General features: G+C 48.2%; 13 protein-coding genes. 8 read left to right on the forward strand and 5 right to left on the reverse strand.

Going from position 1 to position 11,692, the window contains the following annotated elements; translation table 11 throughout:
- Positions 1–28: 28 nt before the first annotated feature.
- Both ICW23_RS10330 and ICW23_RS10335 read right to left on the reverse strand, forming a co-directional pair.
- On the reverse strand, positions 29–943 hold the full coding sequence (locus ICW23_RS10330) for a class I SAM-dependent methyltransferase (RefSeq protein WP_188154464.1): 915 nt from the start codon (positions 941–943) through the stop codon (positions 29–31).
- Positions 944–1,090: 147 nt separating this feature from the next.
- Positions 1,091–2,029, reverse strand: a complete 939-nt coding sequence (locus ICW23_RS10335) for an iron-hydroxamate ABC transporter substrate-binding protein (protein WP_188154465.1) — start codon at positions 2,027–2,029, stop codon at positions 1,091–1,093.
- A 247-nt stretch (positions 2,030–2,276) separates the two neighbouring features.
- On the opposite strand from ICW23_RS10335, the gene ICW23_RS10340 reads away from it, so the two are divergent.
- From ICW23_RS10340 to ICW23_RS10350, 3 genes are read left to right on the forward strand one after another with little or no spacing between them, the layout of a single operon-like run.
- Positions 2,277–3,314, forward strand: a complete 1,038-nt coding sequence (locus ICW23_RS10340; RefSeq protein ID WP_188154533.1) for a FecCD family ABC transporter permease — start codon at positions 2,277–2,279, stop codon at positions 3,312–3,314.
- A complete protein-coding gene (locus tag ICW23_RS10345; RefSeq protein WP_188154466.1) occupies positions 3,314–4,324 on the forward strand; it encodes a FecCD family ABC transporter permease in 1,011 nt (336 codons plus the stop codon). The genes ICW23_RS10340 and ICW23_RS10345 overlap by 1 nt, the downstream gene beginning before the upstream one ends.
- An 18-nt stretch (positions 4,325–4,342) precedes the next feature.
- Positions 4,343–5,146, forward strand: coding sequence for an ABC transporter ATP-binding protein (locus ICW23_RS10350; RefSeq protein ID WP_007613715.1), 804 nt, complete (start codon positions 4,343–4,345; stop codon positions 5,144–5,146).
- 37 nt (positions 5,147–5,183) lie between these two features.
- Here the strand turns inward: ICW23_RS10350 and ICW23_RS10355 are convergent, their stop codons facing one another.
- The 3 genes from ICW23_RS10355 to ICW23_RS10365 form a co-directional block, all read right to left on the reverse strand.
- Positions 5,184–5,606, reverse strand: coding sequence for a regulatory YrvL family protein (locus tag ICW23_RS10355; RefSeq protein ID WP_016937954.1), 423 nt, complete (start codon positions 5,604–5,606; stop codon positions 5,184–5,186).
- 65 nt (positions 5,607–5,671) lie between these two features.
- Positions 5,672–6,832, reverse strand: a complete 1,161-nt coding sequence (locus ICW23_RS10360) for an oxalate decarboxylase family bicupin (protein WP_016937955.1) — start codon at positions 6,830–6,832, stop codon at positions 5,672–5,674.
- Between the two features lie 116 nt (positions 6,833–6,948).
- The gene (locus tag ICW23_RS10365) at positions 6,949–7,104 is read right to left on the reverse strand and encodes a YvrJ family protein (RefSeq protein WP_016937956.1); all 156 of its coding nucleotides are present in this window, start codon (positions 7,102–7,104) and stop codon (positions 6,949–6,951) included.
- A 240-nt stretch (positions 7,105–7,344) separates the two neighbouring features.
- On the opposite strand from ICW23_RS10365, the gene ICW23_RS10370 reads away from it, so the two are divergent.
- The 5 genes from ICW23_RS10370 to ICW23_RS10390 all read left to right on the forward strand — a co-directional run bounded on the left by ICW23_RS10370 (position 7,345) and on the right by ICW23_RS10390 (position 11,679).
- Positions 7,345–7,875, forward strand: a complete 531-nt coding sequence (locus ICW23_RS10370) for a sigma-70 family RNA polymerase sigma factor (protein ID WP_095241447.1) — start codon at positions 7,345–7,347, stop codon at positions 7,873–7,875.
- Positions 7,876–7,878: 3 nt separating this feature from the next.
- A complete protein-coding gene (rsoA, locus tag ICW23_RS10375) occupies positions 7,879–8,115 on the forward strand; it encodes a sigma-O factor regulator RsoA (RefSeq protein WP_016937958.1) in 237 nt (78 codons plus the stop codon).
- Positions 8,116–8,287: 172 nt separating this feature from the next.
- A complete protein-coding gene (locus ICW23_RS10380) occupies positions 8,288–8,995 on the forward strand; it encodes a response regulator transcription factor (RefSeq protein WP_016937959.1) in 708 nt (235 codons plus the stop codon).
- Entirely contained in the window at positions 8,992–10,734 is a 1,743-nt protein-coding gene (locus ICW23_RS10385; protein WP_060964297.1) for a HAMP domain-containing sensor histidine kinase, read from the forward strand. The genes ICW23_RS10380 and ICW23_RS10385 overlap by 4 nt, the downstream gene beginning before the upstream one ends.
- 66 nt (positions 10,735–10,800) lie before the next feature.
- Positions 10,801–11,679, forward strand: a complete 879-nt coding sequence (locus tag ICW23_RS10390; RefSeq protein ID WP_045925977.1) for an SMP-30/gluconolactonase/LRE family protein — start codon at positions 10,801–10,803, stop codon at positions 11,677–11,679.
- Positions 11,680–11,692 lie beyond the last annotated feature (13 nt).

Below are 11,692 nucleotides of genomic sequence, written 5' to 3' on the forward strand. Positions count from 1 at the left end.
GTGGGATGTCTTTTTTGGCGTCAGCGGATTACTTTTTGACGGCGTGTATATAATGAATGGTCTCGAATGCGGTTAAATGGTCAGTGCGCCCGCTGAAAAAACGGTCATTGATTACCGTTGGAGATAAATGTTCATAAATAAGCAGGCCTGATGATTCTAACAGCTTTTCAATTTCTTTATAGCTGAAACACGACAGCATCGGTTCTCCGCCCGCCGCAGCCATTTTCACCATGTTCTCCACTCTGTTTGACAGTCCTTTTTCTTCAAAGAGCGACTCATCCGCATAATCAAACACGACAGAGCTGCCGGGCGGGACTTCGGCAAATAATTGTGTAAGCAGGCGGGCGAGATGCTTTTTCGTAAGATAATATGACACACCGAGCAGGCTGAAAAAGGTTTTTCGGCGGGAAAAACCATCCTGATTCAGACGGCTGAAAGAAAGCGGAGCCGTAAAGTCCATCGGCGCAAAATGAAGACAGCTCGGGATATCGCGCTCCAAACGTTTTAATCTGCTTAATTTGTCTTCCTGTGAAGCGCGGAGATCCACTTCAAAGATGTCTAAGCTGTTTGTCACCTCGGGATGCCTGAAACAGAAAGTATCCAGCCCTGCGCCGAGGATGACATACTGTTTGGCCCCGAGCTTCACTTCATTCAAAAGCACTTCTTCACAATACGCCGCACGGGCTAACGGTGTAGGAGACAGCTGAACTTGAGTCACCCATTTTAAGATGTCATCCGGTTTGCCTTGAAGCTTCCGGGCCATGTCTTTGCTGAAAAATGATATACCTTGAATCAAATGATCGCTGATGTCCGACAGCTCTTTTTCAGATAAAAGATCTTGTGCCAAGAAATCATCAAATATCACCGGTGTGTCGTATTTACTGTGGTACGCCCTTACGAAAGCCGACAGCAGGGAAGTCATACTCGCTTTATTTTCTCTCATATTAAAGATCCTCCGTTATTTACATCAATCTCCGGCCGGGAGAATCTCATTATACATGTTAATCCAAAAATGTAAATTATAGCACAAATGAATTTTTTTGTCAAGTTTTTGGCGTCATAAAAAGCCGCTGTGACAGCGGCTCCCGGGTTACTTTGTTAAGCTTTTTGTGATGTAGTCGAGCTGGCCTTCGAGTGAGATCGGGTCTGAGAAATAGAAGCCGACCGGATCAATGTGATAGACATGGTTTTGCTTGACGGCATCGAGATTCTTCCAGATTGAACTGTCAAGCACGCCTTTGTCGTCACCGCCGGCCTGCCATGGCCCCATAAAGATATAGTCTCCCGCGAAGTCAGGCAGTTTTTCAAGTGAAATGCTGGCGTAGCCCGGCCCTTGATTAATGGCTTTTTCCTTCGTCAGTTTTGTGGCTTTCAGCCCGAGTTTGTCATAAATGATGCTTCCGCCGCGGCCGAAGTCTTTACCGAATACATAGATGTCTTTTCCGTTTGTCTGCATGATGGAGATGGTTTTTGAGCCGACCGCTTTTTGAACTTTTGTTTTAGCGGCAGCGGTTTTCTTATCCCATTCAGCCAGCCATTTATCTGCTTTATCTTCAGTGCCTGTCATTTTCGCAAACTCTTTGAATTGATCAATGTTGCTGAGCTTGTCATATTTAATGGCGATGGTCGGCGCGATTTTTTCCAGTTTTTCAATATCGGCGCCTTGTGTCGTCCAGACAACGATTAAATCAGGCTTTAAGTCAATGATTTTCTCAACGGACGTGCCGTCGCCGATGTTTGTCACACCGTTTGTTTTCCCTTTGTAATAAGGGTTTTTAAATACGTTTTGCGGCGCGCCGACAACATTGATGCCGAGCTGTTTGAAGTCGCCGTAGTAGCCGTCAGCCATGACGACGACACGTTTTGGGTGCTTCGGAATTTTAATATTGCCGTTTTCGGCTTTATAAGTGACGGTTTCTCCTTTTTCAGAAGAGCCTTTCGTGTCTGAAGAATTTCCGCATGCGGCCAAAGCGGCGATGAGCAGCACGGCAATCAGCGCAGCGCCGATTTTCTTGTATGTATGGAACATCCGACATTCCTTCTTTCATAAAAAATAGTGATAAAGAGAATCATTATCAGTGTGATTATATCACTGCTTTTATAGAGAAGCACGCTCTTTTTAAAGAAAAGCTTTCTTTTATGATATGAAATTAGGTCTATTAAAAGAGAAGATAAAAGTGCTATACTGAAACAAGTCATTGATAATCATTATCATTACCATTCTTGTTTTGAGAAAGGAAGAACGAGTGTTGGGTCTATTAAAAAAGAAGCAGACAATGACGGCTCAAGGGGCATCAGGGAGCGAAATCCAGTGGACGGCGCGTTCATTCCGGGCGGCTGTGCTGCTGTGTGCCGGTATTGCGGTTTTATTGATCGGCGCGGCCTTGTCTGTTTCCATCGGAGCTGCCGATATTCATCTGCGGACGGTGTGGGATGCTCTCTTTCACTTTCAGCCGCAAAATACATCTCATCAAATCATACGCGATCTAAGGCTGCCGAGAACTGCCGCCGCCGCGCTCGTCGGGGCTTTTTTAGCTGTGTCCGGGGCGATCATGCAGGGGCTGACGCGGAACCCGCTTGCTGAGCCTTCCATTATGGGCGTGACGTCGGGGTCGGGTTTTGCGATCGCTTTGGCATTTGCTTTTTTTCCGGGACTCTCTGCCGCGGGGTTTGTTTTGTGGTCCTTTATGGGAGCGGGAATCGGGGCGCTCATTGTGTTTGGCATCGGCCTGTTTTCAAAAGGCGGGCTGACACCGGTGAAGCTCGCGCTGGCCGGTACGGCGGTCGGCTATTTCTTAACGGGGCTTTCAAGCGCGATTGCGATCCGTTTTGATGTCGCTCAGGATGTGAAGTTCTGGTATGCCGGAGGAGTCGCGTCCGTGAAATGGGAGGGCGTCCAGCTGCTTTTGGCAGTCGGCGTCATCGGACTTTTGCTTGCATTTCTGATTGCGCGCTCAGTGACGGTGCTGAGCTTGGGTGAGGAGCTTGCCAAAGGGCTCGGGCAGTACACGGCGCTTGTGAAAGTCATCGGAATGGTTGTCGTTGTCCTTTTGACGGGGGCTTCAGTCTCAGTCGCCGGAGCCATTTCTTTTATCGGCTTGGTGATTCCGCACATCACCCGTTTTTTAGTCGGTGTAGATTACAGATGGATTATTCCTTGTTCGGCGGTATTCGGCGCCGTTTTGTTAGTCTTCAGTGACATTGCGGCAAGACTCGTCAATGCGCCGTTTGAAACACCGGTCGGCGCTTTAACGGCCCTTATCGGCGTTCCCTTTTTCTTTTATTTGGCGCGCAGGGAAAGGAGAGGGCTGTAATGAATGTGAAATCGAAAAAACCGCTGGCGGTTATAGCCGTTACGTTTTTGCTCATATGCATCGTCTTTTTTATCAGCTTAAATATGGGTGTGATCCGGATTGCGCCTTTCGATGCATTACGTGTCTTTTTCGGACAGGGGGATGCCCGGGATCAGCTCGTTTTATTTGAATTCAGACTGCCGCGCATGGTGCTGTCATTACTGGTCGGGGCCGGAATCGCGGTTTCAGGCGCGATTTTTCAAAGCGTGTCTCAAAATGACTTGGCGGAGCCGGGCATTCTCGGTATCAACGCCGGAGCGTCTTTGGCGGTCGTTCTGTTTATCTTCTTTTTCCAAGGGTCCGCTGCTGATTTAAGCATGTTCAGTACATGGCTGCTTCCGGTGAGCGCTTTGGCGGGGGCTTTTCTGGCTGTGCTGCTCATCTATGTGCTCGCTTGGAAAAAAGGTGTTTCGCCTGTCCGGCTCATTTTGGTCGGGATCGGCGTTAATGCGGGGTTTAATGCGCTTCTCTTGATTTTTCAGCTGAAAATGGACCCGCGGGACTTCATGCAGGCGCTTGTATGGATTTCCGGTTCGATTTGGAATGCCAATTGGAAAATGGTGCTGTCCATTTTGCCGTGGCTGCTGGTTCTTTTGCCGTTCAGCCTCTATAAAGCGAGGTATTTAAACGTGCTCCAGCTCGGTGACCAGCTGGCGGCGGGACTCGGCACCCAGGTCGAAAAGGAACGGCGCATTCTGCTGTTTTCAGCTGCCGCCTTGGCCGCGTCAAGTGTTGCGGCAGCCGGCGGAATCGCTTTTCTCGGATTGATTGCCCCGCATTTGGCCAGAAGGCTTACCGGGCCGCGCCATCAAACGCTTATTCCGGTTTCGGCTTTAATCGGCGCATTTTTATTTCTGCTCGCTGATACGCTGGCGAGAAATGTGCTTGCGCCGTCCGAGGTTCCGGTCGGCTTGGTGATTTCGGTGCTCGGAGCGCCGTATTTTGTCTATTTGCTGATGAAAACGAAATAGAGGAAGGAGACTGCCGCGATGAACTCATTATCGGCGGAACAGCTTACTGTCGGTTATGGAGACCGTCTGATAGCGAAAGAATTGGACATCGCCATACCGAAAGGAAAAATAACAACGCTGATCGGCCCAAACGGATGCGGAAAATCGACGGTTCTTAAGACGATGTCAAGAATCATGAAACCGAAATCCGGCGCCGTCTATTTAAACGGACAGGCGATCATGCAAAAATCCACGAAGGACATCGCCAAGGAAATGGCCATCCTTCCGCAGACGCCTGAAGCGCCGAGCGGGCTGACGGTATACGAACTTGTTTCTTACGGCAGGTTTCCGCATCAGTCCGGAATGGGCCGCTTGAGTGATAAAGACCGTGATATGATCAAATGGGCGCTTGAAGAGACGGGGATGGCCGAATTTTACGACCGGCCGATCGAAGCGCTTTCCGGAGGACAGCGGCAGCGTGTGTGGATCGCCATGGCGCTCGCTCAGGAAACGGAGCTGCTGCTTCTTGATGAACCGACCACTTATTTAGATCTCGCCCATCAGCTTGAAATTCTGCAGCTGCTGGACAAATTAAACAAGGAGCAGGGGCGCACGATTTTAATGGTTATTCATGATCTGAACCATGCCGCCCGTTTTTCCCATTATATGATTGCGCTGAAAAAAGGGCGCGTCATCAAGGAAGGGACGGCGGAGGAAGTCATGACGCCCGGCATATTGGAAGACGTGTTTCAGATTGACGCACAGATCGTTAAAGATCCGCGCACGAACAAACCCGTCTGCTTGACATACGATTTAATCCGGCATGAAAATGCCACGGTATGACGGTAAAAACGCAGAACCATTTCGGTCTGCGTTTTTTTTATTGCGCCCGGGGCTGCTTTTGCCCGGAGACGCATTTATCCAAAACGAAAAAAACCCCCGCCACAATCAGCTCCTCGGTCGTTGACAGCCAAATCTTTTCAATCATTTTATCCGTCGTATACGCGGTCATCCAGAGGAACAGCAGCTGAACGGTGCTGGCTAAAAGAAGAAAAGGCAGCCTGCCCGTCCTAAAAAAAGTAAAGCTATGTATCATCAGCCGCTCAAGCGGTTCAAAACATAAACCGAGAAGAATAAAAAGCACGGAAAAAAGCAGGACGTACGCCATTGATCCGTAGCTCGTCCCGGCTAATGAAAAAACGGTCATCATCACGATGAAATACCCGAATAATACGGCGGCCGCTGCCAGGGCATACCTGAGCACCTGGAGAAAAAACAATTTCGGCCCGTTTTGATTGATCATCTGCTCAGCTCCTTTTTACACAGAGGAGACTTGCAGAGACGGACTCTGCAAGTCGGTGTGTGTCTTCAGCATTTCTTTTTGACGACAGGGTGTTTCTCTTTCGAAAGAATATCCGTAAAGTCTTTGCCCAGATCCAGATGCTGCTGGACGAATTTCTCAGGAAGCATGGCGAGCCATTGGTTCAGAGACACATCGGCGTAGTGGTCATCCTTGAAGATTTCCAAGAAGACGAGCGGCTCATCCCCCAGGTTCTCTACATAATGGCCCATGGCGAACGGAACGTAGCCGACATCTCCGGCCTGATAGTTGAAAGTTCTCGCATGGCCGTCCGAAGCAAACACCGTCATTCGTCCTTTACCGGAAATATAATACTGCCATTCATGCGTATTCGGATGCCAGTGCAGCTCTCTCATTGCGCCCGGTTCGACCACGACAAGCGCTGAAGCGATCGTTTTGGACACTTTGAAATTTGTGGAATCCGCAATATATACTTTGCCGCCGTCCGTTTCAGCAGTCGGACCTTCATCCAGCAGACGGTAGGTGAACGGGTAAGGCACCTCGCCGTTCGGTCCTTCCACAATGTCATCTTTCAGCTTGCCGGGAACAGGTTCTTCAAAGATATATTTTTCTTTCCCCGGCAGTCCGGCAAGGTCTTTTTCTGAAACCCCGAAGTTGCTGGCGATGACATCAAGCGGTGTGTGGGCAAGCCAGTCAGTTACTTGGAACGTGCTGTTTTCTGAGAATGAACCGTCATCAAAGACTAAAAGGAATTCACAGCCTTCTTTCAGCGCCTGAATGGAGTGCGGCAGGCCTGATGGGAAATACCACAGATCTCCTTCTTTCACGTCATCAATAAAACTGCGTCCCTGTTCATCAACAATTGTGACCCGCGCTTTGCCCGTCAGCATATATGCCCATTCCGCTTCTTTATGCCAATGCAGCTCACGGATGGCGCCCGGTTTTAAACGCATGTTGACAGATGCGAGATTTTTAGAAATCGGCAGCTCGCGGACGGTTACCTCACGCGCGTATCCGCCCTTTTCCAGCCGGTTATGCACATCTGAGAAAGAGAATTTCATATTATCCACCGTGCCGTGATCCGTTTCCGGCGGCGTCAGCATATCCGGGTTTTGGCGGTCTCTTTCAAGGTTGCGCGGTATCGTGACGGTCGCTCCTTTGTCTCCTCTGATCGGCTGCGGGATATTACAGTTGTTTTCTTTTGACATGTAAATCGTCTCCTCTCAAGCTTTGATTTTCAGAAAGAGAATGTGAAAGGCCTTTCGTTTTCCCTTCTGCTTTGTTAAGTGATGCGTCCTGATGAAAAGTCAACTTCGTGTGAAAATTAATTTTTCATTTTCTGGTCTTTCAGCTCCGCCATCAGCTCGATCAGGGCGTCAAACTTCTTCTCAAACCGGGTGAGAAGGTACATGGCAATCAGAGCCGGAAAGCCGAGATTGCCGATCTGTCTGACAACTTCTTCTATAAAAACCTGATCCATCACCAGCCACCTCCTGACTTGACCTGCAGTCATGTATATAAGTGAAAGAACGTGCTGCTCTTGTAAACCTGATATCCGGGCGAGAGTCTTTTTTTGTTCCGGCAAAAACGGGACATAAGGAGTGTGAAACCTTAGTCGGAAAGGAGTAGTTTACTTTTTTTTGCTTTCTTTCATTTAATTTAAATAGGAGGCGGTTTTATGGACTATCAAGTTCTTTTACGGTCAAAATGCAAGGAAATCATGAAACATCCGATCGTCAAACATTTCTTGAGTGACCCTAAGCATTACGAGAAATTTAAAAATGTGCTCGAACATTCAGACGAGAAGGATGCAAAATCACTGGACGAACATTTTAAGCAGTTTTATAAGGAAATCCGGATCATCAAATATATGAATTCTATGATCCGGATTTTCTCCATCGACTTTGACAAGCGCATCCGCAAAAATCAGAAGCGCTATCCGCTTACGGTGGATCAGCCGGAAGGAGGTGAAGCGCTTCCCTATGAAATGGGAAAAGACGCGTATGAAGAGTTTCTGCGGCAGCAGGGGGATTTGAGCCAGCATGTCCAAAACCGGGATTTATACGAAGCGCTCCAGACGTTAACCGATAAACAAAAAAGCGTGCTGACGAATATTTACCTTCACGGAGCGACAATGAAGGAGATTGCCGAGTCTCTGGGGGAATCAAGGCAGAACATTTCCAATATTCATAAAAAGGGTCTCGACAATCTCAGAAAGCAGCTGGACAAGCAGAAAAAAGGGGGAAAATAAGCAGTGAACGGGCCATTTGACTTCAACAAGGGGAAAACAGATATCGACGAAATGGAACTCTTGATTTCTCGTTTTTCGCCAATGATAAAAAAAAAACTAAGCAATACGTCTTACCAGGAAAGAGAAGATCTGGAACAGGAATTGAAGATTAAAATCGTAGAGAAAGCGGACATGCTGTTATGCCAGGAAGTGCCGGGATTTTGGGAATTTATTCTTCATCTTATAAATGAAAGCTCCTGACAAAGCGGCGGGATGATTGGGATTCCGCTCTGACACCGCGAGAAAAACGAGAGGAGATGTCCGGTCTCGTTTTTCTTTTCTGTTTCCCCGCAAGACCTCCGCACTAAAAAAGTACCAAATCTTATCCATATAATGATATGATGAAAAAAACAAAGAGAAAGGAACGTCCAAGGTGGAAAATGCGTCAATTTTAATTGTAGACGATGAGAAGGCGATCGTTGATATGGTCAAGCGCGTTCTCGTCAAAGAAGGCTATCACAACATTAAGACAGCAGGCAGCGCAGAGGAAGCGATTGAGTTTGTTAAACATGAGACAGCGGATCTGCTCGTGCTGGATGTGATGATGGAAGGCATGTCCGGTTTTGAGGCATGCGCCGAAATCCGGAACTATACCGACGCTCCGATCTTTTTTCTGACTGCCCGGTCGTCTGATGCGGATAAGCTGTCAGGATTTGCATTGGGAGCTGACGATTATATAACAAAGCCGTTTAATCCGCTTGAATTGGCGGCGCGGATCAGGGCGACGTTGAAGAGAACCTATAAGCGCGAAGAGAAAACGTACTCATACAGCCATTTTTCCTATTCGCCGCAAAACGCCGAGCTGATCGTCGGGGGCGAGCCCGTCAGCTGCTCCGCACAGCTTCTGCAATTGCTTCAATATTTCTGTGAACATCCTGATGTGGTGCTCTCTAAAGACCAGATCTATGAAAAAGTATGGGGCTATCCGTCTTACGGCGACAACAACACCGTCATGGTTCACATCCGCAAGCTCAGAGAAAAGATTGAAAAAGACCCCAGCAACCCGTCCTATATTGTGACGGTGCGCGGCCTCGGTTATCGGTTTATTCCCGATCAAGGAGAAAAAGGAACCCGCTCATGAGAATGCGCGGAAAATTTCTGCTTCACTTTTTCGGTCAGCTGCTGCTTGTCATCCTGCTGATGTCCGTTTTGGCCGTCGCTTCTTTCTTCTATTTGGATTGGCGTTTCAGCGAAGCGGAAGCCAATGCAGGACTTACTAAAGCGACGGCAGACTCGTTTGAAGCGTGGCTTGATAAAAACGAAGACGGCACATGGGATGTCGATGAATTTTTAAAGATGTCGGTCAGAAAGCAGAAGGGCTGGCTGCAGATCATTAATGACAAAGAAAAAACGGACTACGCGTACAGAGTGCCGAAAGACGTCCCGAGCCATTACAGCAGAAAAGATCTCTTATCCATTTATCAGTATCGGAATTTTGACAACTATAAGCTGAACTACTGGACGGTCACGATTAATGATGAGACCTATCTGATTCTGTTCGGCTGGAAATCCGCCAGTGAGCAGCTTCTCACTTACATCGAGTCCCAGGAGCCATCTCTCGCTTCTCTTTCTCAATATAAAAAAAGCACGGTTGATTATATTAAACGGGAAAAAGGGGCGGTCTACCTTCTCGAAGACAGCGGCAGACTGCTCGGGGATATCAACAGCACCAAAAAAGAGCGGAACACCGTCAATGAGCTTGAATTGCTGAAATACAATTCCAAACCGTGGAATTACAAGCGGGAGATTTCTTTTAAAAGACTCGATAAAACGAAATGGATGGTCGCGTCGGTGCCGAATCCCGTGTACATTCCCGATCATGAGTTTAACAAGTCATTTCTGAGAAATGTGATGAAAACCCTCTTCCTCTTGATTGGAATCTTAGTATTGATGATCTGCATCCTGACCATCTGGTACTCTTTCCGTTTCGGCTGGCCGCTGTTTCATACCATCAAATGGCTCGTCAATTTATCAAAGGGCCGGCTTGAAGAGCCGAAGAACCGCAAAGGACAGCCGGTCAGCAAAAACAAAAAAGGCAAAACAAAGCAGCCGTTCCGCTTTTTTGCTGAGATTTTCGAATCAATGGATCAGCTGACGGACACGCTGAAGCGGGATAAGAAAAACAGAGAAAAAATCCAGGCGACAAGGGAAGAGTGGATCGCCGGGCTGAGCCATGACTTGAAAACCCCGCTGAGCACGATTTACGGCTACAGCATGATGCTTGAATCGAAGCAATACGACTGGACCCCGGAAGAAGTCAAAGAAATGGGGCAGATCGTCCGGGAAAAATCAGAATATATGTCGAAGCTGATTGAGGACTTGAACTTGACATACCGTCTGAAAAACGCCGCCCTCCCGATCGAACGGCGCCTGATCAACGTCGTTCCGTTTATCAGAAACGTCACGAACGATTTCACGAAAAACACGTTCTCGGAAGGCTATGACATCGCCTTTGAAACCAAAAAGGAAGATATTCTTTTCGCCATTGATGAAGCATGGTTCCGCCGTATTCTGGAGAATCTGCTGGCAAACGCGGTAAAGCATAATAAAAAAGGGACCGCCATTCGGGTCGTGCTTGAGGAATCAGCAGAACAGCTCATTCTGAAGGTGAAAGATAACGGAAGAGGAATGGACGACGAAACGATTCACCAGCTGTTTAACCGTTATTACCGGGGAACGAATACGAAGGGGCCGTCAGAAGGAACTGGACTCGGGCTCGCCATTGCTAAGGAGCTGGTTCACCTCCATAACGGAACCATTCATGTCAACAGCAGAATCAGCGCCGGAACGGTGATTACGATTCTTTTTAAGAAAGATTGAGTTTGGACGCCGCTTTGTCGGGAATAACAATAGAAGACTGACAAGCAAAAGAAGAGGTGTTCACACATGGAAGCAGCATTACGAGCAGATACGAGAGCAGTTATAGGAGAAGGCCCTTTATGGGATAAGGACAAGCAATGCCTGTACTGGGTGGATATACTGGGCAGCCAGCTCCATATTTTCACTCCTGCTGACGGAATTAACCGTTCCGTTAAATTCAAATCATTTGTCACAGCTCTGGCCTTGTATTCAAAGGAAGAGCTGGTGATGACGATGAAAGACGGATTTTACCTGTACAATCTCCGGGAAGACACATTGACGAAGATGAAGCAGCCGAAAGACATGCGGGAAGATATCCGTTTCAATGACGCCAAATGCGACCCGTCCGGAAGATTATGGGCGGGGACGACGAGCATGGAAGGCAAAGAAGAGGAGGCTTCGCTGTACCGTCTGAATACGGACGGCAGTCTTGCCAAAATAAAAGACCAGGTCTCCACTTCGAACGGTTTGGATTGGGATCGGGATCGAAACCTGATGTACTATATTGATACTCCGACGCAGGAAATCGTCTGTTATGCATACGATCCTGAAACCGGAGCCGTATCAGATCCGAAAACAGTCTACCGCTTTCCGGAGTCGCAAGGATCTCCCGACGGGATGACTATTGACCGTGACGGAATGCTGTGGGTGGCTCTGTTCGGAGGCGGCCGTGCCGTCCGGATTGACCCGTTTTCGCATAAGGAAATTGCATCTATTGAAGTTCCCGCAAAATACGTCACCTGCTGTGCGTTCGGAGGAAGGGAGCTCAACACATTATACATTACGACCGCGACGGAAAAATTGACGGAAGCCGAAAGACTTGAACAGCCGCATGCGGGCGGCCTGTTTTCCGCAGAGCTTGAGACAGGCGGCTGGGAGCCGGTTCCGTTTGCAGGCCTCATGTAAAAAAGCCCTGGCA

Source organism: Bacillus sp. 1021, from assembly GCF_014534735.1.
In the GTDB taxonomy this organism is placed as follows: Bacteria; Bacillota; Bacilli; order Bacillales; family Bacillaceae; genus Bacillus; species Bacillus siamensis.

Coding starts and splice junctions, on each gene's coding strand:
- ICW23_RS10365 (WP_016937956.1), bottom strand. CDS start 7,104: ATGGATCAGGTTTTTATAGAAGAAGTTGTCAGACAGATCGGCAATCTC.
- ICW23_RS10360 (WP_016937955.1), bottom strand. CDS start 6,832: ATGTCAAAAGAAAACAACTGTAATATCCCGCAGCCGATCAGAGGAGAC.
- ICW23_RS10390 (WP_045925977.1), top strand. CDS start 10,801: ATGGAAGCAGCATTACGAGCAGATACGAGAGCAGTTATAGGAGAAGGC.
- ICW23_RS10350 (WP_007613715.1), top strand. CDS start 4,343: ATGAACTCATTATCGGCGGAACAGCTTACTGTCGGTTATGGAGACCGT.
- ICW23_RS10370 (WP_095241447.1), top strand. CDS start 7,345: ATGAAACATCCGATCGTCAAACATTTCTTGAGTGACCCTAAGCATTAC.
- ICW23_RS10335 (WP_188154465.1), bottom strand. CDS start 2,029: ATGTTCCATACATACAAGAAAATCGGCGCTGCGCTGATTGCCGTGCTG.
- ICW23_RS10330 (WP_188154464.1), bottom strand. CDS start 943: ATGAGAGAAAATAAAGCGAGTATGACTTCCCTGCTGTCGGCTTTCGTA.
- ICW23_RS10355 (WP_016937954.1), bottom strand. CDS start 5,606: ATGATCAATCAAAACGGGCCGAAATTGTTTTTTCTCCAGGTGCTCAGG.
- ICW23_RS10345 (WP_188154466.1), top strand. CDS start 3,314: ATGAATGTGAAATCGAAAAAACCGCTGGCGGTTATAGCCGTTACGTTT.
- ICW23_RS10385 (WP_060964297.1), top strand. CDS start 8,992: ATGAGAATGCGCGGAAAATTTCTGCTTCACTTTTTCGGTCAGCTGCTG.
- ICW23_RS10340 (WP_188154533.1), top strand. CDS start 2,277: ATGACGGCTCAAGGGGCATCAGGGAGCGAAATCCAGTGGACGGCGCGT.